This window comes from Bradyrhizobium sp. SSBR45G (genome assembly GCF_030159255.1).
Classification (GTDB): domain Bacteria; phylum Pseudomonadota; class Alphaproteobacteria; order Rhizobiales; family Xanthobacteraceae; genus Bradyrhizobium.
Window position 1 is genome coordinate 230,128 of record NZ_BSCT01000003.1, and the last position, 23,650, is coordinate 253,777.

A 23,650-nucleotide genomic window follows, 5' to 3' on the forward strand; every position below is an offset into this window, starting at 1 on the left:
GTCACGGTCCCGGCTCCAGGCTGGTGTCGGGCTGCAGGGCCGGCGTGATCACGTCGCGGCCCTCCGGGCCGGGCGGGACGTCGCCGATCCAGCCCTGGACGTGCAGCCACTGGCAGATCTCGTCGACGGCGGCCTCGACGTCGGTATGGGCCAGCGCTGCCTCAATCACCTTGCGCGTCTGGCCGACGTCGAACGGATGCGGAGCCGCATCGAAATACGGATCGATGCGCTTGAAATTGGTGCCGAGAAGCTGCGCACACTGATATTCGATGATGGCGCCGCCGCCGCGGATGGCGAGCCGCACCAGCAGCATCGGCTCCTTCGGCGACAGCAGCCATTGGCCGTAGCCCCAATCGGCGATGCCGTCGACGATCTCGGGCTTCACCGACAGCGGCTTGCGGCCGCAGCCGACCGAGAGCACGCTGACGCTTTCAACATCGATCGGCTCACCCGCGGCGCGGCGCTGCTCGAACACCGCCGAGACCGCGCACATCGACGGATTGTTGGCGACCAGCCCGCCGTCGAGATAGCCGATGTCGCCGCCGGCGATGCTGGCGAAGATCGGGCTGATCACGGGAATATTGCTGGTGCGCAGGGCGACGTCGACGACCCGCTCGTCGGGCGAATAGTCGACGATGCCGGGAATGTTGTGGAACAGCCGCGGCCGCCACTGCCGCTGGCGTTCGCCGGCGTGCTCGTGATGCAGCTGGAACGCGGGCACGATGACGCGGCGCTTGAGATCGTGGAGCCGGGTGTCCGCGCCGAAATAGCTGACCAGGAAGTCGATCATCCGTTGCCGGTCGTCGAACGCCTTGGCGCCGACGAAGCCGGCGACCAGCCGGGTCGGCTTGAAGGTGAAGGTGGTGTCGAGGATGTGCTCCCAGAACCCCAGCGCGCCCTCGATGCCCTGATCGGGATCCTCGTGCGCCGCCAGGAACAGCGCATTCAGTCCGCCTGCGGACGTGCCGGCGATGATGTCGGCGCGGTCGAGAAAATGGCCGCCATGCCGTCCGATCCGATCAGCGGTGCGGCGCAGCACCTCAGCCGTGACATAGCCGCTGATGCCGCCATCCATCGCGAGAATGCGCTGATGAGTCATGGCTGCGCTCCGTCGCTTCCAGTGAGGCCGTCCGTGATCGCTTCGGCAAGAGCTGCGACGGATCTGCGCCCGAGCAGTGTCAGATGCGCCGCACGCACCACGCGGATCCCGGGGGGCATCGTCAGATGTGAGCGGACGGTTGCGACCAGCGGATCATCCGCAGCGATCGCGCCGTCCACGCTGGCGCGCACGATCAGCGTTGGTCCGCCAAAGGCGCCCGGTGCATAGTCGAGCCAGGCGCGGCTCAGCGCGGTGAAGCACGGCCAACGGCGGATCAGCTCGCGCATCAGGCCAATCACGATCTTCGCCGTACCGGTGTTGCGGTCGCCGGCCAGACGCGCCAGGTCGGTGATGTCGGCCGGTGACCGCGGCACGCTGCGGAGTAATTCGCGGCCGAGCCCGACCGCCAATGCCCCGACGCGCAGCAGGCTGCGTTTTCCGGCCCGCCAGGGCAGGCCGGCATCGATGAGAACCAGCTGCACCGCCTCGCCCGCGGCCTCCAATTGCCGCGCCATCTCGAAGGCGATGGCGCCGCCGAGCGACCAGCCGCCGACGCGATAGGGGCCGTGCGTCGCGACCTTCCTGACCAGCGCGACATAGCTCGCTGCAAGCCCGACAAGGTCCGCGGCCTGCTCTGCCGCCGGGGCTTCAAGGCCGAACACCGGCCAGTCTGCCGGCAGCGCCTCGGCGAGTGCGCCATAGCCGAGCGAGGTGCCGATCGCCGGATGCACGAGGAAGAGGGGCGGCGCGCCTCCGTCGCGGCGGAACGGCAGCAACTGGGCCGGCAGATCCGCGTCGCGATCGTCTGACGTGAGGGCGCGGGCGATCTGCGCGATGCTCGATCCCGCAAACAGCGTGGACAGCGCCAGCTCGAACCCGATCGTACGCTGCAGCCGGTCTCGCAAGGTCAGCAGCAGCAGCGAATGGCCACCGAGCGTGAAGAAGTCGGCGTCGCGATCGAGCTCGGCGGCCTGTGCGAGGTCGCGCCCGAGCACGCCGGCCACGATGGACGCCACCTGCAGCTCCATTTCATTGCCCGGAGACGCCCGGCGCGGACGCTCGGCGTGATCCAGCGAGGTCAGCAGCATCGACAGATCGAGCTTGCCGTGACGCGTGCGCGGCATCGCCGGCACGACGACCATGCGGTCCGGTACCAGATAGGCGGGAAGACGCTGGCGCAGGAACTCCGCGAGCGAAGCACCATCGAGCTTGGCGGAGCCGCGCGGAGTGGTGAAGGCGACGAGACGCCCGTCATGCATCGTCACGGCGGCCTCGGTGACATCCGGATGTCGTATCAACGCAGCCTCGATCTCGGCCGGCTCGATGCGGTGACCGCGCAGTTTCAACTGCTGGTCTGTCCGGCCAAGATACGTTATTCGTCCGTCGTGATGGAGCCGGCCGCGATCGCCGGTGAGATAGAAGCGCTCGCCGGGCGCGAGCCGAAGATCGGTCCGGAAGCGTGCCGCTGTCTCCTGCGCATCGCCGAGATAGCCGCGCGCAAGCCCGATGCCGCCGATCGCGATCTGGCCGGCGATCCCGCTCGGTAAGGCCGATCCTTTGCCATCGACGACGGCCACGCGATGACCACGGATCGGACGGCCGATCGTCGGAGCCGCATCGCTTTCGACGCGCGCGATGGTGCTCCAGACGGTCGTCTCAGTCGGGCCATAGGCGTTGAACAGATCGACCCGACCGGCCCATTCACCGAGCCCGGCCGGACAAGCTTCTCCGGCAACCACGACGGTGCGAAGCGAGGGATGGTCTTCGGGGTGCAGGTGCAGCAGCATCGAGGGCGGCAGCGTGACGTGCGTCGCGCGGCCCGCGCGGATGCGGGTCGAGACGGAGAGGCGGTCGATCGTGTCGCCCTGGTCGGGCAGCAGCAAGGTCGCGCCATGCGCCAGCGCCATCACCACCTCGAAGATGAAGGCGTCGAAGCTGATCGCGGCGAATTGCAGCACCCTCGCGCTGGCGCCATCAGTCAGGATATCGTCGACTTGCGCGTCGGCGAGGTTGGAGAGGCCGGCATGCTCGACCATGACGCCCTTCGGGCGTCCGGTGCTACCAGAGGTGTAGATGAGGTAGGCGAGCTGGCCGGCCAGCGGCCATGACAGCGGCGCAGGCCTCGCGTCTGCCAACAGCTCGGTCACCGAGGCCTGCGGCACGTCGGCTGCGAGCGGCTCCTGCGCTGGAGCGGTGGTCAGCAGCAGCGCGGGGCGCGCATCGGCAACGAGCTCGGCGATACGCGCGGGCGGCAGGTCATGCGCGAGCGGCAGATAGCAGCGGCCGCTGCGCCAGATCGCCAGCAGTGCAATGATGAGTGCGGGCGAAGATGGTCCAACCACCGCGACGACCGTGCCCTCCGGCGAGCACTCCGCGAGCGCGGCGGCGAGCGTTTCGACCTGCGAGGCGAGCGCGCCATAACGGATCTGCTCGCCGCGGCAGACCAAGGCCGGATGGTCGGGACGGGCGGCGGCGTGTTGCGTGAAGCGTTGGGGCAGGCTGATATAGGGCAGCGCCGGTGTGCCGGCCGCATGCGCGGCCAGGGCCTCGCGCTCGGCAGGCGTGATCAAGGCGAGGTCGGCGATGGCGGTCGCCGGACGCGTCACGGCGCCGGTGAGCAGGGTCCTGAAGCGTGCGGCAAATGCATCCATGCTCTGCCGCGAGAACAGGCTCTCCGCATAGGTCAGCACGCCGCGCCAGCCGCCGGCGCCGTCGGGAAACAGATGCAGCTCGAGATCGAAGCGCGTCGCCTTGTAGTCGGCCGACAGGATGGTGACCGTCGCGTCGCCGAGCCGGCTGCTGGCCGGGAAATCCGGCTGCACCGACAGCGCCACCTGCACCAACGGATTTCGCGACGGATCGCGCCGCGGGTTGAGAGCCTCGACCAGCCGGTCGAACGGCGTCGACGCATGATCGAGCGCCGCCATGACGGTGCGATGCGTCTGCTTCACCAGGTCGGCGAAGCTGCGCTCCGGATCGAGCCGCTGCCGCATCACCAGCGTGTTGACGAAGAAGCCGATCAGAGACTCCAGCTCGGGACGCTGGCGGTTGGCGGTGACCGAGCCGACCGCAAGATCGTGCTCGCCGGTGTAGCGGTGCAGCAGGGCGGTGAAGGCGGCGAGAAACACGGCGAAAGCAGACGTGCCGTGCTGACGCGCGAGCGCATCGATCAGCCGGCCATGCTGCGGCGTGATCGCCACCGCGACAGCATCGCCGGTGTGGCTCTGCTGCGGCGGCCGCGGCCGATCGGTCGGAAGCTCCGTCGAGGGCAGCTCGGCCAGAGCTTGCCGCCACCAATCCAGCTCGTCTGCGAGGCGCGGGTCACTTTCGGCCTCGTGATAAGCGAGGTCGGCGTAGTCGATCGCCAGCGGCGGCAGCGTTTCGCCACGATAGAGCGCATCGAGGTCGCGCAGCAGCACGCCGACGCTCCAGCCGTCGGTGATGATGTGATGCAGGTTGAGCAGCAGCGCGTGGTCGTGCTCGCCGAGCTTGACCAGATCGGCGGCGAAGAGTGGTGCGCGGGTCAGGTCGAACCGGTGCTGGGCGTGGCGGACCACGAATGAGTTCAGGCGCTGCCCGCGCTCGTCGCCGACGAGTTGCGACAGGTCGCTGTGCTCGAGCATGAAATCGACACGCGGCGCGATCAACTGGCATGGCTCGCCGTCGTGTTCGCCGAATGACGTCCGCAGCACGGCATGGCGCGCGATCAAGACGCTGAGAGCCGCTTCGAGACGGTCGGGATCGAGCGGTCCGGCGAGCCGCAGCGGCAGCGGCGAGTTGTAGGCATAGTCGCCGGGCGACAGACGATCCAGGAACCAGAGCCGGCGCTGCGCGGCCGTCAGCGGCGCTGTTCCACCCGTCGCCGGCAGCAACTTGGCGATGGGTGAGAGCTTCGCCTGGGGAACGCGCGCCGCGGCGAGCTGCGCGTCCAGCGCCGCGCGTTGCGCCGGCGAGAGCTGCCGCAGCCGTTCGGCGATGTCTGCTGCCGCCGTCATGACGCCAGCGCCTCCGGCACGCTTTTGCCCGCGAGCTGATCGAGCCCGTCGAGCAGCGCGGTCAACGTGGCCTGATCCGTGGTCACGGTCAGGGCCTGGCCGATGCTGAGGGCCAGGCCGGCCACCGTCGGTGCGGCAAAGAACGTCTTCAGCGACAGGCGGACGCCAAACTGATCGGTGACGCGCGCCAGCAATTGAACGGCACGCAGCGAATGGCCGCCGAGATCGAAGAAATTGTCGTCGGCGCCGATCCGGTCGATGCCGAGCAACTGGCTCCAAAGGGTAGCGAGCCCGGTCTCGATCTCGCCATCCGGCGCACGATAGGCGGTCCGGCGCTGAGAGGCGCGCGGTTGCAGCGCCGATATGGTCTCGGTGCCGTCCTCGCGCGCAATCCAGACCTGGCGGCGCTGCGCAAGGTCGCCGCGGGTGACGACGAACTGCTCGGCATCGCCCTGCAGGATGATGCGCATGATCGTAGCGAGGCTCTCTGCCGGGCGCATCGCGAATGCGTCCATGCTGGTGCCGGAGCCTGCCGCGAGCTCATCGTCGCGGGTCAGCCAGCGATCCCAGTTGGTGCTGATCCAATCGGTCACGCCTTGCCGGCTGCGCAGCGCGGCGGCGGCATCCAGCACATGGTTGGCGGCCGAGTAGGCGGCGAAGCCGAGGCCGCCGAGAATCGCAGCGTTCGACGACAGCAGCACGACGAAGCGCGGCGGCTTTGCGCAGGCGGCGACAGCCGCGTCGAGGCCATCCAGGCCGGCGAGCTTGGGGGCGAATTGCGCAGCCGCATCTTCCGGGCTGAGCTGGAGGATCGGGCTGATCAGCGCGGTGCCGCTGGTCACGGCGGCGGCATGGATGAGGCCCGCCACCGGTCCATGCTGGCGCTCGAGTGCCGCGATGGCCTGCGACATGGCGGCGGGATCGGTGACATCAGCCGCGATGATCTCGATCGGCAGGCGTTCACTACGCCACTGGCGCAGGGCGGCGATGCGCTCGGCGTGTTGAGAATCGGCCGCATTCCAGCGGCTTTCGTCCGGGAAGCCGGGCCGGACGATCAGCGCAACCCGCGCGCCGAGCTGCCGCACCAGATGGCCGGCGAGCAACCGGCCGATCCGGCCGAGGCCGCCAGTGATCACGACGAGATCGCCGGAGGCAACGCTACGGATCGGCGCCTTGTCGGCCCCGAGTTGCACCGGCGTGTAGTCCTTGAGCCATCGGCGGCGGCCGCGCAGCCCCACGACGGGCTCCAGGCGAGAGGCTTCGATCTCGCGCATCAGTCCCTCGACGGTGGCTTGGAGCGACGCCGAGCGATCGAGATCGACGACGCCGGCTTCACAGCCCGGGAACTCCTGCGGCAGGACCTGAGCCACGCCGAGCACCGTCGTGCGCGCCGCGATCACCTCATCGGTGGGATCGACCGCTAACGCACGACGCGTGCCGATGACGATACGCGCAGGCGGCGTGCATCCTGCTGTCGCGCAGCCTTGCATCAGGGCGACGACCGACATGAAGCCGCGACAGACCTCCGCCTCGGTGCCATGATCGGTACCTGCATTCCAGAGATGAACGACTGTGGCAGGTGCGACGCCGGCCGCTATCAGCAGCAGGCCGAAATCCTCAACGGAGCCGGGACGGATCTCGAAGACATCCTGCTCATCGATGGCGAAGCCGTCACCCGCGCGAACGCGCAGCACCGGATGATGCCCGGCCTCGTGCAGCCCGGCGATCACGCCGTCAGCGATTGCGCTGCCATCGTCGAACACCAGCGCCGCGCCGGAGGCCGCGGCGGATCGCGCCACCTGCGCCAGCGCCCTGCGCCAAGCCGGCAGGTAGAACCAGTCCTCGATCGGCTTGTCGATCGCGGCAATACGGCGCTCGCCCGGCGCTGGCGCATCGATCCACAGGCGGTTGCGCGTGAACGGATAGGTCGGCAGCGGCACCCGCACGCCGTCGGCGACACCGGCCGTCGCGGAGAGATCGACATCGACGCCCGCGCACCAGAGCTGCGCGGCGGCAGTCAGCAGCACGGCCTTATCGTCGTCGGCGACGCTGGCCTTGCGCAGTGATGTGACCCGATGATGGGTCGCACCATACGCCGGATGCTGTGCCGCCAGCATGGTGCAGGCCTCGCCCGGACCGCATTCGACCAGCACGAGATCGGGCTCGCGCAGCAGGGTCGCAAGCGCACGATCGAAGCGGACGGTGTGGCGCAGATGCGTGACCCAATAGTCCGGCGTGAAATCGCCGGGACCGAGCCAGTCGCCGGTCAGGCTCGAAATGATCGGGCATGACGGCGCACGTGGCGACACGCCTGCGAAGCCGGCACGGAAGACCGGCATCACGGCGTCGATCGCGCGGGAGTGACCGCCGACATTGAGCGCGAGGCGCTGGCTGCGGATGCCCTGGGCGTCCAGCCTGCGTTCGAGCTGATCGATCGCGATCGCCGGGCCCGAGACGGTGCACAGATCGGGGCCGTTGATGGCCGCAAGATCGACCCCTGGATCTGCCAGCGCCATCGTCGCATCGCGCGACGCCATCACGGCCAGCATGACTCCGCTGGCGTTCGCGTCCTGCAGCGCCGATCGCAGCGCCACGATGCGCGCTGCGTCAGCCAGCGTGAACACGCCGCTGAGTGTGGCCGCAGCATATTCGCCGAGGCTGTGACCAAGCATGATGTCGGCCGTGACGCCGCGCGCCTGCCACAGCCGTGCCAGCGCGTATGAGACCGCGAAAGTCGCGGGCAGGGTGATCCGGGCGGCGCGATCCGCCGGTGTCTCGCTGGCATCGCGGATCAGCCGCAGCACATCGACACCGGCCGCACCGAGATGCGCGGCCATTTCGAGCAATGCGTCGCGGAACGCCGGCTCCTGCTCGAGCAGCCCACGCGCCATGCCGGGATAGGCGACACCGCCGCCGGGAAACAGGAAGGCGCGTTTCGGCCGCACCAGCGCACGGGTCGCGACCAGGCGCCCGCTTGCGCCTGATAGCGCCTGGGCAGCCTCGGTAGCATCACGCGCGATGATGGCGCAGCGCTGCTCATGGGCCGTCCGTCCGACCTGAAATGTGTAGGCGGCGTCGGCAAGCGTGACCTGTCCGCCGGCCAGGTGGCTGGCAAGCGAACCGCGCAGCCGCTCAAGGCCGTCCTCATCGCGTGCTGAGAACGGCAGCACGCGCCAATTCCCGTCCTGTCCGGCGTGTCTTGGCGGCGAGAAGCTCTCAACCACGACATGGGCGTTGGTGCCGCCGATGCCGAAGGCGCTGACGCCGGCGCGGCGCACCCTATCGGACCATGTCCTGGACTCGGTGGCGAGATAGAACGGACTGCCGGCGAAATTGATCGCAGGATTGGGCGTGTTGACGTTGATCGTGGGCGGGATGATCCCGTCGCGCACGGCGCACACGGCCTTGATCAGTCCGGCGACACCGGCGGCGGCATCGAGATGGCCGACATTGCCCTTGAGGCTGCCGAGCGCGCAGAAGCCGTTGCGCTCCGTCGTCTCGCGAAACGCCTGCGTCAGCGCGCTGACCTCGATCGGATCGCCGAGCCGCGTGCCGGTGCCGTGGGCCTCGATCAAGCCGATCTGGTCGGCGGTGATTCCTGCGAGCTGCTGCGCCAGCAGCACCGCTTCGGCCTGGCCTTCGACGCTCGGCGCGGTGAAGCTCATCTTGCGACCGCCATCATTGTTGATGGCGCTGCCGCGGATCACGGCGTGGATGATGTCGCCATCGGCCAGCGCCTCCGACAGGCGCTTCAGCACGACCATCGCGGCGGCATTGCCCGGCACGATGCCGTCGCCCGCCGCATCGAACGGCCGGCAATGCCCGTCGCGGGCGAGCACCGATCCCTCCTGGTGCAGATAGCCTCCTGTCAGCGGCAGGCTGACCGTGACGCCGCCGGCCAGCGCGACGTCGCATTCGAAGGCGAGCAGAGCGCGGCAGGCCATGTGCACGGCCACCAGCGACGTCGAGCATCCCGTCTGGACGTCGACGGCCGGCCCATGCAGGTCGAGCTTGAAGGCCAGCCGGGTCGCCAGAAAATCCTTCTCGTTGCCGATGAAGATCTGGTCGTCGCCTTCGGCGGCGCGCGGATTGTCGGTGAGGTTCGACAGCCAGTAGCCGGCACGGGCCGCGCCCGCGAAGATTCCGGTCCAGCCGGCGATGCCACCTTTGCGATAGCCGGCGCTTTCGAGCGCGGCATGGCCGACCTCGAGCAGCAGCCGATGCTGCGGATCCATCAGGATCGCTTCGCGCGGCGCGTAGCCGAAGAAGTCGTGATCGAAGCAGTCGGCGTCGTCGAGCACGGCCTTGGCGCGCACATAATCGGGCCGCGCCGAGAGCGAGGTTGGAACGCCGGCCTTGGCAAGGTCGTCATCGCTCAGCGCGCGCACGGATTCGATGCCGGCCTTGAGATTGCGCCAGAAGGTCTCGACATCGGGCGCGCCGGGAAAACGGCCGGCCATGCCGATGACCGCGACCGCCTCGCGCTCGGTCGATCCGCTCCCGGTCATCGCAGGCCCTCGCTACGCATGCGCTGGGCGCGACCGCGGATGCCGTTCGCGGCGCTCACAAGAGCCGGCCGCGCGGCCGCATCGATGTGACGCGCCAGCGCCGCCACGGTCGGAAACTGAAACAGGTCGGCGATCGCGAGCGGCACCGCAAAAGTTGCCGTCAGTCTGTCGTGGGCCTCCACCAGTAGCAGCGAATTGCCGCCGAGTTCGAAGAAGGTGCTGTCGGCATCGATATCGTCACGGCGGAGCACCGCGCGCCAGATCGCAGCGATGGCCTGCTCGGTCGCACCGCGGGGCGCGAGCTGGTTCAGCGGCGCCGATGCGAACGGCCGGCCTGCCGCGGCCAGCGCGGCGCGATCGATCTTGCCGTTGCCCGACAACGGAAGCGCCTCAATCCGCAGGACGCGGGCGGGCATCATGTAGTCGGGCAGCCGCGGCCGCAGCCAGTCACGCAGCCCATTGGGCGTCAGGGCTAGAGAGCCAGCGACGATGTAGGCCGCGAGCTGGCGGTGGCCGGCCGCATCGGCCTCGGCGATCACAGCGCAGTCTGCGACATCCGGATGGGCTGCGAGCACCACCTCGATCTCGCCGGGCTCAATGCGATAGCCGCGAATCTTGATCTGGTCGTCGCGGCGGCCGAGAAAGGTCAGGCGCCCGTCGCGGCCCAGCTTGACCAGATCACCGGTGCGATACATGCGGGCCCCGGCATCAGTGGCGAACGGATCGGACACGAAGCGATCGGCCGACAATCCCTCTGCTCCGAGATAGCCGTCCGCAATCTGGATGCCGCCGATGCAGAGCTCACCGGCGATCCCGAACGGCTGGAGCCGGTGCTCGGCGTCGAGCACGTACAGGCGATTGCCGGGCAGGGCGTGGCCCGCTGCCGGCCATGTCGGCCAGCGCGCGGCATCGCCGTCGAGCACCTCTTCGCTCACGACATGAGTTTCGGCAGGACCGTATTGATTGACCAGCTGCAGACCGGGGTGCCCTGCGAACAAGGCACGGACCTCGTCGGTGAGCTGAGGCTGCTCGCCCGCGGTGATGATCTCGCGCAGCGACGCGAGGCGCTGCCGTGACGTCGCGACGCCGCGCGCCAGCAGCGCGAGAAGGGCGAACGGGAGGAAGACGCGCTCGACCTGTTCGAGCGCGATCAAAGCGATGAGTTGCTGCGGGTCGCGGCGCTGTGCCTCGGTGGCGGGGATCAGCACACCGCCCGTGAGCAGCGTGAACAGCGTCTCCTGGATCGCGACATCGAAGCCCACCGCAGAGGCCTGAAGCGTTCGCATCGGCTGCGGGCGGATGTCGAGCTGGGCGGCCATCAGATTGGCGAAGGCGCGCCTTGGCATGCGAATGCCTTTCGGCACGCCGGTCGAGCCCGAGGTGAAGACGAGATAGAGCGGCATGTCATCGCGCGTCGCCGGCAGCGTCGGCGCGTCGGAGCTGAGGTCGGCGATCAAGGCTGCGACCGTCGTGCGCGGCGTGGTGATTGCTGCGTCGGGACCAGATTCATCCGGACACAGCACCAGCGCCGCATCGGCGAGCGCGATCTGTTGCGCCATTCGAAACGGCGGCATCTCCGGATCGATCGGCGCAAACGTAAAGCCGAAGCGGGTGCAGGCCAGCATGGCGCAGACGAGGTCACGGCCGCGCGGCAGCACCAGCGCGATCACGTCTCCGGCCGTGAGGCCGCGTGCGCGCAGCGCCGATCCCAGCAGGTCGGCGCGATTGAACAGCTGACGGTAGGTGAGGTCGGGACCGCGATTGTCGCGCAGTGCGGAGCGTTCGGCAAAGCGGTCGCGCGCCGTCGCCAGCAGCGTGGCGAGATCGCCCGGCAGCGCCGGCCCGCCATCTCCGGCGGCCATGACCTCGGCCTGCGAGACCTGGTCGAGCAACGGGTATTCGGCAAGCTGGCGGTCCGGTTCGGCCAGCGCCGCCGTGAGCCATGTCTTCAGCATGGCGATCAGGCCAGTCATCGTTGCGCGATCGAACAAGTCGCTGTTGTAGAACAGCGTGCCCGTCAGCCCGGCATCGACGTCGCGCGCGCCGGTCCAGCTTTGCCGCCCGTCCCACAGATGCAGCTCGAGATCGAAGCGCGAGGCCGGCAGGCGATAGGGGAACGCGGCCGTCGACAGCCCCTCCAGCTGCAGCGGCTGCATCGGCGCGTTTTGCAGCGCGAACAGCACCTGCACAAGCGGATTGCGGCTGGTGTCACGCGGCAGATGGAGCTCATCGACCAGCTTCTCGAATGGCAGGTCCTGATGCGCCTGGGCCTGGATCATGGCCTCGCCAGTACGGCGGACGAGATCGCGGAAGTCCTGCGCCTGATCGAGGTCGAGCCTGATCGCCAGCGTGTTCACGAAGAAGCCGATGAGGTTTTCGAGCGCCGGGTCGGTGCGTCCGGCGACGGGCGTTCCGATCGCGAAATCGCTCTGTCGGGCGAGCCGGCCAAGGACGGCACGGAACGCGGCCAGCAGCACGCAATACAGCGTCGTCGATTGCCGCCGGGCGAGCTCACGCGCAGCCGCGACCAGCTCCGGCGCGAGGCTGACATCGATCGCGTCGCCGCGCAGCCGCGCGAGCGTGGGACGCGGGTGGTCCAGCGGCAGGTCGAGCGCCGGGACGCCAGCGAGCGCCGCGGTCCAGAAGCTCAGCAACTGCTGTAGCTGCGCTCCGCCGAGCGCGCGTCGCTGCGCCATGCTGAAGCTCGCATAGTCCGTGGCGAGCGGCGCCAGCGCCGGACCTTCAACGCGCCGCCGCGCCGCATAGGCCGCAGCGAGATCGCGATTGAACACCGCCAGCGACCAGCCATCGGCGCAGATGTGGTGCAGCACGACCACCAGCACATGGCGCTGCGGTGCCAACCGTAGCAGCCTGGCGCGGATGACTGCGCTGTTCAGATCGAACGGCGTGGCCACTTCGGCATCAACCAGGGCGCGGGCTTCCTCCTCGCTATCGGCGTCGGTCACCGGCAGCGCGATGCGCACAGCCGGCCTCACCGTCTGTACTGGACGGCCGTCGATCTCGGCGAAGACGGTCCGCAGCGGCGCATGCCGCGCGAGAAGATCGTTCAGCGCGTCGGTCAGGGCCACGACGTCGAGCGGACCTGCGAGATCGAACGCGCCGGGGATGTTGTAGGCGGGGCTGCCGGGGTTGAGCCGGTCGAGAAACCACAGCCGCTGCTGCGCGAACGACAGCGGATAGCTGTGCGGCTGGTCGGTGCGGCGGCTGAGCAGCTCGGCCAGCAGCGCGCGCTGCTCGGCCACGGACATGGTTGTCAGGTCAGGGGTGAGCCGCGCGGCGGTCATGTCGGTTGCCCCTCCGCCAGCAGCCGCTCGAGCATGCGGTTGACCTCATCGCCCGACATCACCTCGACCATGCGGCGGGCTTCCTCGCTCACCGGTCGCGACAGATCGTCCATGGTGGAGGCCGTCGTGTCCGGCCGAGCCGCCGCGAGGCGATCGAGTGCGGTTGCGAGCCGAACTGGCGTCGTCTGCGCGAACAGGAGATCGGGCGTCACTGGCAGCGCAAAGCGCAGCCGCAGCCGGGACACCACCTGGATCGCCTGCAGCGAGTCGCCGCCGAGGTCGAAGAAATCGCCGTCATGGGGCAGGTCGGCGCGCCCGAGCACCTCGGCGAAGATGTCACGGATGCCGCGGACGCGGTCCGTCGGATCGACGACGGCACCTTGATGGGATGTCGTGGCATCGCCGGCGAGCGCCGTCCAATGCGCGAGGCGTTGCTCGAGGGCGCCGCCGCAGACAATGATCTGGCCGGTGAGACCGCTGGCCACGACCCGCTCGATGGCATCGATGGCCTCCGCTGTGGTCAGCGCATGGCGCGCGGATGCGACGTCGTCCGCATCGAGTCCCTCCGCCCATGCGTCCCAGCACAGCGACGCCCACCGGCCGGTGCTCTCGGCATGGGCGTCGAGCCACGCATTCGCCGCGGCGTAGGACGAGAAGCCGAGGCCGCCGAGCACCGAGGCCAGCGACGACATCAGGATGCGGACGCTCAGGTCGCGCTGGCCGAGCACCGTCTCGAGCGCCTGCACGCCACCGACTTTCGCGGCCAGCATGCGACACGACAAGGCGGCGTCGGTCGCCGGGATCGGCGCGAAGGCGCGTGTCTCGGCGGCCATGTGAATGATGCCGTCGAGCGGGCCGAACGTCGCCTCCGCCGCGGCGACGACGCCAGCGAGCGCGTCGGCATCGGTGACGTCGCATGGGAAGGCCTGGGCGGCGCCGCCTTTAGCGGTCAGGTGATCGAGCCGGCGCGCGATGTCATCCGGCATCGAGCGGCCGAGCAGGGACAGGCGGGCACCATGGCGATTGGCGAGCTCGCGGGCCACCGTCAATCCAAGCCGGCCGAGACCGCCGGTGATGAGATAGTGCCCGTCGAGCTTCAGGCCGTGATCGATCTTGCCGACGGCGCGGAAGCCGCGCTCCAGCACGCGGTCGCGGCGCAACGCCTGGACGGACAGGCCCGACGCAGCGCAGGCGGCGAGAAGCGCGTTGTCAGATACGTCATCGCCGACGTCGATGATGCGCACGGTAACGTTCGGCTGCTCCTGGCCCAGCACGGTCGCCGGGCCAAGCACCAGCGCGGCCTCGGGATCGGGGCTGTCGCTGCTGTCGACGGCGAACAGGCCGCGCGCGGCGATGACCAGATCGATCGGCGCCGCGACGCCGGCCGCTGCGAGCGCTGTTCCGATCCGGAGCAGGGTCTCATAGCCGTGCGCGCGCGCCGCGCCACCCGCCTGTTGCAGAAGCGCGAGGTGAACGATGCGATCGGGCACCGCGGTGCGCAGGCCCGTGATCAATTGGTCGTGGCTGGCAGTGGCAGGCAGCTGCACCAGCTGCCCACCGGCGCGACCGACGGCGGCGGCGATCGCGTCGTTGAGCCCGCGCGTTGGCCCGCCCACGATCCACGTGATCCCGCCAAGCGGGCGCGAGCTTCGCCGTGGTCGGCGCTCCCAGGCTGGCAGGAATAGAACGTCCCGGTCTTTCGCCGGCCCATCCGACAGCGCAGGCTGCGGCGTTGACGGCGCAAGATCGGCGATCATGTCCACGGTGTAGCGGGTGGCGCGGAACGGGTAGGGCGGCAGCGCCACCGGCTGCCGCCTCCGTCCGTCATTGAATGCGTGCCAATCGACCTCGCAGCCCTGCGCGTAGAGTTCGGCGATGGCGGTGTAGGCGGCACGCGCGCCGTCGCTCCCGGCCGGTGACGGCTGCGGCAGCATGGCGACGATTTCGGTGTCGGGCGTGCGCGCGGCGTGGCGGCGCGCGAAGCCGGCAAGGGTGCGCCCCGGTCCGATCTCGACCAGGATGTGAGCGCGTTCTGCCAGCACCGAGCTCAGTCCGTCGTGGAAGCGCACCGGCGAGAGCGCCTGGGAAATCCAATAGGCGGGATCGCAAGCCTCCTTCGCGCTCAGCCAGCCGCCATGAACGTTGCTGGCGATCGGAATGTTCGGCGCGGCGAGCTGCGTCTGCGCGAGCGCCGATTTAAAGGCATCGATCGCGGGCTGAAGCAGATGAGAATGGAAGGCGCGGCTGGCTGGCAGAATCCGGGTCTGCACGCCGGCGGCTTTCCAGCGCGCGTCCTGCGCGGCGATGGCCCGTGGCGTGCCTGAGATGACGCATTGGCTGGCGGTGTTGATGGCTGCGAGCCGCAGATCAGGCCCGAGATCGCCGAGCGCGGCCTCGCTCAGGGCCACCGCGAGCATCGCGCCATCAGGGCTCGCCTGCATCGCTCCGCCGCGCGCCACGACCAGCCCGAGGGCGGCGTCTTCCGTCATCACGCCAGCGAGGCAGGCGGCGGAGAGCTCACCGATGCTGTGACCGATCAGGCAGTCCGGCGCGAGCCCCCACTGCATCAGAAGCCGGCCGAGCGCATATTCGATCACGAACAGCGCCGGCTGGGTCCAGCGGGTCTCGCCGAGAACGGCGTCACCCGCGCTTCCCTCGGCGATGACCTTGCGGATGTCGGTGCCGGTCAGGCGCAGGATCGTTGCGGCACAGCGATCGACGATGTCCTTGAACCGCGGCTCGGTCCGGAGCAGGCCGGCGCCCATTCCGATGAATTCCGCGCCTTGGCCAGGAAACATGAAGCACAGCGGCCGTCTGGCGGCGCCGACGCGGCTCGCAATCACGGCGCCATTGCCGCGGCATGCCTCGGCAGCCTCGCTTGCGGTTACTGCGACGATCGCGCGGCGACGGGCAAAATGGCGCCGTCGCGTCTGCAGCGTGAAGGCGACATCGGCCACGTCGGGCGGCTGCGATGCCGAGAGCGCCTCGCCGAGCCGGCGGACCATGGCATCGGCGACCTCGTCCTCATGAGCCGAGAGCGGCAGGATCAACGGACGTTCGGTCGTGGTCTCCGGCAGCGCCGGCACCGGCGCTTCCTGGAGCACGGCATGGGCGTTGGTGCCGCCGATGCCGAACGAGCTCACGGCGGCGACCCTTGCGCGCTCCGATGTCCAGGGAAGCAGGCGATCATTGATGGCGAAGCGCGTACGGCCCAATTCGAGCTTGGGATTGGCTGCGCGGTAGTGCAGCGTCGGCGGAATTTCGCGGTGATGGAGCGCCAGCGCCGTCTTGATCAGTCCGGCGACGCCTGCTGCGGCCTTGAGATGCCCGACATTGCTCTTCAGCGAGCCGATCCAGCAGCGCGATGCAGCGGGCTCAACCGGTCCGAAGGCATCGGCGAGCGCGGCGATCTCGATCGGGTCGCCCATCACGGTGCCGGTGCCATGCGCCTCGATGAAACCGATCTCGTCGGGATCGACGCCCGCGATCTTGCGCGCAAGCGTGACGACGTCCGCCTGGCCCTGGACGCTGGGCGCGGTGAAGCCGACCTTGCGGCCGCCGTCATTGTTGATGGCGGTGCCGCGGATCAGCGCGTAGATGCGGTCGCCAGCTTCGAGCGCATCCTCGGCCCGCTTCAACGCGACCACGCCGACGCCATTGGACGGCAGCGTGCCGGCCGCGTCGGCATCGAACGGACGGCAGCAGCCGTCCGGCGACTCGACGGAGCCATGCGCGAACCTGTAGCCCTCGGCGTTGGGCGTGCTGATCGACACGCCACCGGCCAGCGCCAGATCAGATTCGAAGGTCAGCAATGACTGGCAAGCGAGATGGACGGCCACCAGCGACGTCGAGCAGGCGGTCTGCACCGTCAGGCTCGGACCGCGCAGATCGAGCTTGTAGGAGACGCGGGTGGCCAGGAAGTCAGGGCTGTTGCCGAAGAAGATCGGCGTCGATTTCGCGGCTTCGACGACATCGCGCGTGCGCGCGAGCAGCGCAGCCTGGTGGCTCTGCTCGGCTTCGCCGGCAAACACGCCGATCCAGCCATCGAACTTGGCGGGATCGCAGCCGGCATCTTCGAGCGCGTGCCAGCAGCTCTGCAGGAACCAGCGATGCTGCGGATCGAGATAGGCGGCCTCGCGCGGCGGAATGCCGAAGAACTCGGCATCGAAGCCGTCGCCGTCCTCGATCAGCCCCTTCATCGGCACATAGTCGGGATCGTCGACGAGCGAGGCGGGGAGTTCGGCAGCGATCAACTCCTCCCGCGAGAGACGGCGCACGCCGTCGCGTCCCTCGCGCAGCAGCGACCAGAATGCAGCGATGTCAGCGGCGCCGGGGAAACGCCCGGCCATGCCGACGATCGCAATACTGCCTGGAGGCACGGACGGCGTCGTCATGTCGCGGTGGCCGCACGGGCGATGGAGTTGCCGGCGAAGGCGGCGGCGAAGCCGATCAGCGCGCTTGCGAACATCAGGCTGAAGATCGGCGCATGCTCGGTGGTCTCGATGAAGCCGGCCGTGGCTGAGATCGCGGCCGCGAGCACCGTCATCAAGAATGTCACCAGCGCCGACGAGGTCGCGATGTCGCGGGTCGCCTCGGTGAGGGCCGCCGACCGGCCGACCACGACCGCCATGCCGAGCCCGAAGGTGAAGGTGCCGGCCGCCAGCAGGATCAGCATCACCGATGGTTCGAGCACGCTGGTCAGCCAACCGATGGCGGCGCCGATCACGGCGAGGCCGCAGCCGAGCAGGATGTTGGCATGAAGCGACAGCCATTGCCGCCGCAGCGATTCCCGCACGACGATCGATCCGATGATGAAGGGGAGAAAGGCCACGAAGGCGAGGATGCCGTAAGCGTGCACCGACACCTTCAGCTTGTGCATGAACAGGAACGGCGCGCCGATGAAGAAGATGGTCAGTGCGCCGGTGAGGCAGCCGATCATCGTGGCGTACAGCACCAATCGGCGCTGGCCGAGCGCGATGCGATAGCTCTCCAGCGACACGACGAGATGCGGCCGCTTGTTGTCCTCCTGTGCGCAGGATGCCAGCGTTTCCGGGCTGGCGAAGGCGAAGGGTCCGAGCGCGAGAACGACCGCCGCCAGCACCGCGAACAGCCCGCGCCAGCCCAGCGTTCCGACCAGCGAGGTGCCGATGATCGGCGTCAGCGCGGAGGCCAGCGCGAGCGCGGTGCCGAGACGGGCGAGGATCATCAACGTCGCCTGCGCATCACGGCTGTCGCGAATCATGGCCTGCCCAACCGTCGGGAGGACGCCGGCGCCAACCGACAGAATGAAGACGCCAACGAAGACGCCGGCCACGATCTGCGCCACCGCCGCGGTGACGGCGCCAAGCGCGAGCAGCCCGACGCCTCCGATCAGCACGGGGCGGCGTCCGAAACGATCCGCCAGCGGCCCCACCACGATCTGCACCGATGCATAGCCCGTCAAAAAAACGCTCATCAGCATCTGCGAACGGCCAGCTGAAATCTCAAAGTATCGACCGATCTCCGGCAGTGCCGGAGCAAAAACGAAATTAGATAGCTGCGACATGACGATGGCGGCACCTGCCAGCGTCGGAATGAAGCGTGTATCGAGCTTGAAAGCTGCGCTCATTTGTCCGACGGAGTTGCCGCGCACCGAATCATGACAATAGCCTATCCTAATAGAAGAGACGTCCTTATGAACTATCGCATAAGTCGCAGCATATAATTTGGTGCAAACGCTAACAAGCGCGGGGCGGTGTTGTGCACAGCCGCGGCAACTACAAGAGTCGAGTTGTGCCTCAGCGTCGCGCCTCCGATCGATGTGACTGATCGGCTTGGTATCTGGCGTAACGCGCGGCATGATCGGGAGGTCTTATTTGCGCCTCTCAAGCATCACTCCGAGAGTCTGATGGTGCGTGAACACCGATAACTATGTACAACGGTGTGCGTTTGTGGCGGACTCGCCCGGAGCGGCCGCCGGATTATTCTGGACACAGCGAGACCATTTGCGGCCGAGGTTTCCTGTGTCGAAAGTGTCTTCATGACCGCGATAGCAGATCTGTTTCGGGCTCCGGTGGTGGTTGAGGCCGCCGCACTGTCGCTGGCGGATGATGATCTGCATCCCGAAGAACGTGCCTTTGTCCAAGCCGCCGTGCCGAAGCGGCGGGCTGAGTTCTCGACGGCGCGAATTCTGGCGCGCAAGGCGCTTGCAGCCCTCGGAGGCCCGCAGGTCTCGCTCGTCCCGGCGCCGGATCGTTCACCGGTTTGGCCTCCGGGCTATACGGGAAGCATTTCTCATTGCGCCGATTATTGTGCTGTCGTGGTGGCGCGGACCCGCGACGTCAGCTCACTCGGCCTGGACGTGGAGGACCTGCGCGAGCTCGATCCGGCAATGCAGGCCCTGGTGCTCACGCCGGGCGAACGGCAATGGATCAGCGTCCAGCCCGAGATGCGGCGGCGGATGTTGCCGATCCTGATCTTCAGCGCCAAGGAAGCGTATTATAAGTGTCAGTACCCGATCACGCGCGGCTTTCTCGATTTCCAGGATGTCGCGCTGGCGATCGATTGGGAGGCTGGCACCTTCGCGGCACGCGTTCTCAAGGCGGGGTGGACGGCCCCCGTTGCCTGTCTGCCCGGACGCTTTCGCATCGATGATCATCGGGTCAGCTGCGGCGTCGAGCTGACGCGGGGCTGATGGCAGCCCTGCATCCCAAGGTTGGAAGCGCCAATGCACGGCTTTGGCCGCGTGAAAAATTCTGCAGGGCCGCGTTTTTGAGATTTCGTCGACTGGCGAGCCGCTTACCGCAGTCGCTAAACATGATGCGCCGCAAATAGCGGAGAAACCCACTTGACATGTTTAGTCGACGGAAATCTACTAAACAAAATACTAAACTCGGACAGTTGATCCGGGGCGATGGGGAAACGCTTGCGGCTCCCGCTGTCGTTGTGACGGCGCGTGTCGCTGCAGGCCATGCATCGCCGTCATCCGCGTGAAAGCGGGACGGCGCCAACAGGGAGGGAGTGCCAGATGAAGTTGCTGCAGACATTTGCACTGACGGCTGCGGTCGCCGCCGCTGCGGCGTTCGGCGCATCCGCGCCGGCGCACGCCGAAGGAAAGACCATCACCTTGTGCTGGGCCGCATGGGACCCCGCCAACGCGCTGGTCGAGCTGTCGAAGGACTTCACCGCCAAGACCGGCGTCAACATGAAGTTCGAATTCGTGCCGTGGCCGAACTTCGCCGACCGCATGCTCAACGAACTCAACTCCAAGGGCAAGCTGTGCGACCTGATGATCGGCGACTCGCAATGGATCGGCGGTGCCGCTGAGAACGGCCAGTACGTCAAGCTGAACGAGTTCTTCGACAAGGAAGGCATCAAGATCTCCGACTTCATGCCGGCCACGGTGGCGGGCTACGCCGAATGGCCGAAGGGCTCGCCGAACTATTGGGCGCTGCCAGCGATGGGCGACGCCAATGGCTGGACCTACCGCAAGGACTGGTTCGCGCGGCCGGAGATCCGCGAGGAGTTCAAGAAGAAGTTCGGCCGCGAGCTCGATGTGCCGAAGACGCAAGCGGAGCTGAAGGACATCGCCGAGTTCTTCCAGAAGCGCGTGATCGACGGCAAGACCGTCTATGGCGCGGCGATCTTCACCGAGCGCGGCTCGGAAGGCATCACGATGGGCGTCACCAACGCGCTCTATCCGTTCGGCTTCAAGTACCAGAACCCGAAGAAGCCGTATGACATGCAGGGCTTCGTCAACTCCGACGACGCCGTGAAGGGCCTCGAGTTCTACAAGGCGCTGTACAAGTGCTGCACGCCGCCCGGCTACTCGAATGGCTACATGCAGGAAGGTCTCGATGCCTTCAAGTCCGGCCAGGTCGCGCTACAGATGAACTGGTTCGCGTTCTTCCCGGGCCTCTACAAGGATCCGAATGTCGGCGGCGACAGGATCGGTTTCTTCGTCAATCCCGGCCAGAAGGAGAAGGGCTCGCAGCTCGGCGGGCAGGGCATCTCGGTGGTGGCCTATTCGCCGAACCGCGCCGAAGCGCTGGCCTACATCAAATGGTTCGCCTCGCTCGACACCCAGAAGAAGTGGTGGGCGCTTGGCGGCTACAGCTGTCACAAGGGCGTGCTGAACGATCCCAACTTCAAGAACACCGCACCCTTCGCCGCCGACTTCCTGGTGGCGATGGACCAGGTGGTCGACTTCTGGGCCGAGCCGTCCTACGCGCAGCTGCTGCTCGCGATGCAGAAGCGCGTTCATGACTACGTCGTTGCCGACCAGGGCACGGCCAAGGGCGCGCTCGATGGGCTGATTGCCGATTGGACCAAGGTGTTCAAGGAGGACGGCAAGCTCTGACGATTGCGCCGGTCATCGGCGCGAGAGCGGATGACCGCTCTCTCCATGCGTCGTTCCGGGGCGCGCGAAGCGCGAGCCCGGAACCCATACCCACAGGGAGCAGCTATGAGGCACATAGGTCGATGGATCTCGCCCCAAAGAACGTTCTGTGGCTATGGATTCCGGGCTCAGCCCTCTCCGTACCAAATGGCGTTGCCATTTGGTACGCGGGCTGCCCCGGAATGACGAGAGGATAGAGCAACAGCCTCAAACAACCACCGTAGAGCAGTCCCTCGCATGACCGACCAAACCGGATTGAGCGGCCTCGTCGACCGCGCCGCATTGGTGACTTCGCCCGTCGTGGCGCGTCGCGTGCGCGGCCTCTCCGAGCGCGCCATCGCCTGGCTGTTCATCACGCCGACGATGCTGCTGCTGCTCGCGATCAACATCTTCCCGCTGATCTGGACCATCCGGCTGTCCTTCACCAACTACCGCGCCAACCGTCCCAACGCGACGGTGCTCGATGTCGGGCTTGCCAACTACCAGTCGATCCTGACCGATCCGGACGTCTGGGCGGCGATGACGGTGACCGCGCGCTTCGTGTTCTGGAGCATCCTGATCCAAACCGTCATCGGCTTCACCTTGGCCTGGCTGATCGACAAGAAGTTCCGCGGTCACGGCCTGTGGACGACCTTAATCCTGCTGCCGATGATGCTGTCGCCGGCCGTGGTCGGCAATTTCTGGACTTTCCTCTATCAGCCGCAGATCGGCCTGTTCAACTACGTCGTCGCGGCCCTGACCGGCGCACCGGCGTCGTCGTTCCAGATGCTGGCGCAGGTGCCGCTCGCGCCGTGGGCGATCGTCATCGTCGACACCTGGATGTGGACGCCCTATGTGATGCTGATCTGCCTCGCAGGCCTGCGTTCGATCCCGGACTACATCTACGAGGCCGCCGAGGTCGACCGCGCCTCGCCGTGGCGGCAGTTCTGGTCAATCACGCTGCCGATGGCGCTGCCCTTCATCATGCTCGCCGTGCTGTTCCGGGGCATCGAGAACTTCAAGATGTTCGACATGGTCAACCTCTTGACCGGCGGCGGGCCCGGCTCGACCACAGAGATGGCCTCGATCACGCTGAAGCGCGAGGCGTTCGAGAAATGGCGCACCGGCTATTCCTCGGCCTTCGCCATCATCCTGTTCGTCACCGTGTTCGGTCTCGCCAATATCTACGTCAAGGCGCTCAACCGGGTGAAAAGCCGATGACCGGTCTCGTCTCAGCCCATTCCGTGGTCGATCCGTCGCCGCTGACCAAGCGCATCGCCGCGATCGTCGTGATCGCCTATGCGCTGATCACCCTGGTGCCGCTGCTCTGGATCGTCATGACCGGCTTCAAGTCGCCGTCGGATGCCATTGCCTATCCTCCGAAGCTCGTCGCCGAACCGACTTTGGAAGGCTATTGCAACCTGTTCACCACCCGCAGCCGGCAGGCGCCGGAGTACATGGCGAAGCTGCCGCCGGCCTCAGGCCTGTGCGACCGCATCTCGCGCGACCGTAACATGGTCATCGCGGGTCCCTCGAACTACATCCCGCGCTATGTTAACTCGCTGGTGATTGCGTTCGGTTCGACCGCGTTGTCGGTCGTGCTCGGCACGCTCGCGGCCTATGCGTTCTCGCGCTTCAAGGTGCCGCTGAAGGACGATCTGATGTTCTTCATTCTGTCGACCCGGATGATGCCGCCGATCGCGGTCGCTATCCCGATCTACCTGATGTATCGCGAGCTCGGCCTGTCCGACACCAAGCTCGGCATGATCCTGCTCTACACCTCCGTCAACATCTCGCTCGCGGTCTGGCTGCTCAAGGGCTTCATGGACGAGATTCCGCGCGAGTACGAGGACGCCGCGATGGTCGACGGCTACACGCGGCTGCAGGCGTTCTTCAAGGTGGTGCTGCCGCAGGCCACCACCGGCATCGTCGCCACAGCGATCTTCTGCCTGATCTTCGCCTGGAACGAATATGCCTTCGCGGTGCTGCTGACCTCCGGGACGGCGCAGACCGCACCGCCCTTCATCCCGATCATCATCGGCGAGGGCGGCCAGGACTGGCCGGCGGTTGCGGCCGGCACCACGCTGTTCCTGATCCCGATCGTGGTGTTCACGGTGTTGCTGCGCAAGCACCTGTTGCGCGGCATCACCTTCGGAGCGGTGCGCAAATGAGCGGGTCCAGCCACACCAATCCAGCCGATGTTGTCGCCACGCGCTGGCCGCGGGTCCTGCGGCGTGGGCGGATGGAAACGGTTGCAACCATCCTGATCGCGGCCGGCGTGCTGATGCTGCTGCAGCCGTTTGCGCTGGTGCTCTACACTTATTCCTTCGTGACGACGCTTGCGGGCGTCGTGATGTTTACCATCGTCTCCAAATTCCCGGACTGAC

General features: G+C 67.5%; 11 protein-coding genes. 5 read left to right on the top strand and 6 right to left on the bottom strand.

What is annotated here, in order from left to right:
* Window position 1: 1 nt before the first annotated feature.
* The 6 genes from QQL87_RS05820 to QQL87_RS05845 are packed head-to-tail and all read right to left on the bottom strand — an operon-like array spanning window position 2 to window position 18,746.
* Complete coding sequence (locus QQL87_RS05820) at window positions 2-1,099, bottom strand: patatin-like phospholipase family protein (protein ID WP_284416638.1); 1,098 nt, start codon at window positions 1,097-1,099, stop codon at window positions 2-4.
* Window positions 1,096-5,094, bottom strand: a complete 3,999-nt coding sequence (locus QQL87_RS05825) for a non-ribosomal peptide synthetase (protein WP_284416637.1) — start codon at window positions 5,092-5,094, stop codon at window positions 1,096-1,098. The genes QQL87_RS05820 and QQL87_RS05825 overlap by 4 nt, the downstream gene beginning before the upstream one ends.
* Window positions 5,091-9,602, bottom strand: a complete 4,512-nt coding sequence (locus QQL87_RS05830; protein ID WP_284416636.1) for a type I polyketide synthase — start codon at window positions 9,600-9,602, stop codon at window positions 5,091-5,093. The genes QQL87_RS05825 and QQL87_RS05830 overlap by 4 nt, the downstream gene beginning before the upstream one ends.
* Window positions 9,599-12,907, bottom strand: a complete 3,309-nt coding sequence (locus QQL87_RS05835) for a non-ribosomal peptide synthetase (RefSeq protein WP_284416635.1) — start codon at window positions 12,905-12,907, stop codon at window positions 9,599-9,601. Before QQL87_RS05835 ends, QQL87_RS05830 begins: the two co-directional genes overlap by 4 nt.
* A complete protein-coding gene (locus QQL87_RS05840) occupies window positions 12,904-17,301 on the bottom strand; it encodes a type I polyketide synthase (RefSeq protein ID WP_284416634.1) in 4,398 nt (1,465 codons plus the stop codon). The genes QQL87_RS05835 and QQL87_RS05840 overlap by 4 nt, the downstream gene beginning before the upstream one ends.
* Complete coding sequence (locus tag QQL87_RS05845) at window positions 17,298-18,746, bottom strand: MFS transporter (protein ID WP_284416633.1); 1,449 nt, start codon at window positions 18,744-18,746, stop codon at window positions 17,298-17,300. Before QQL87_RS05845 ends, QQL87_RS05840 begins: the two co-directional genes overlap by 4 nt.
* Before the next feature lie 216 nt (window positions 18,747-18,962).
* On the opposite strand from QQL87_RS05845, the gene QQL87_RS05850 reads away from it, so the two are divergent.
* From QQL87_RS05850 to QQL87_RS05870, 5 genes are all read left to right on the top strand, one after another.
* Entirely contained in the window at window positions 18,963-19,580 is a 618-nt protein-coding gene (locus QQL87_RS05850) for a 4'-phosphopantetheinyl transferase family protein (RefSeq protein WP_284416631.1), read from the top strand.
* A 333-nt stretch (window positions 19,581-19,913) separates the two neighbouring features.
* Window positions 19,914-21,245: an ABC transporter substrate-binding protein gene (locus tag QQL87_RS05855; RefSeq protein WP_284416630.1), complete on the top strand. Its 1,332-nt coding sequence runs from the start codon at window positions 19,914-19,916 to the stop codon at window positions 21,243-21,245.
* 276 nt (window positions 21,246-21,521) lie between these two features.
* The gene (locus QQL87_RS05860; protein WP_284416629.1) at window positions 21,522-22,484 is read left to right on the top strand and encodes a carbohydrate ABC transporter permease; all 963 of its coding nucleotides are present in this window, start codon (window positions 21,522-21,524) and stop codon (window positions 22,482-22,484) included.
* On the top strand, window positions 22,481-23,434 hold the full coding sequence (locus tag QQL87_RS05865) for a carbohydrate ABC transporter permease (RefSeq protein WP_284416628.1): 954 nt from the start codon (window positions 22,481-22,483) through the stop codon (window positions 23,432-23,434). Before QQL87_RS05860 ends, QQL87_RS05865 begins: the two co-directional genes overlap by 4 nt.
* The gene (locus QQL87_RS05870) at window positions 23,431-23,649 is read left to right on the top strand and encodes a hypothetical protein (RefSeq protein ID WP_284416627.1); all 219 of its coding nucleotides are present in this window, start codon (window positions 23,431-23,433) and stop codon (window positions 23,647-23,649) included. The genes QQL87_RS05865 and QQL87_RS05870 overlap by 4 nt, the downstream gene beginning before the upstream one ends.
* Window position 23,650: the final 1 nt, after the last annotated feature.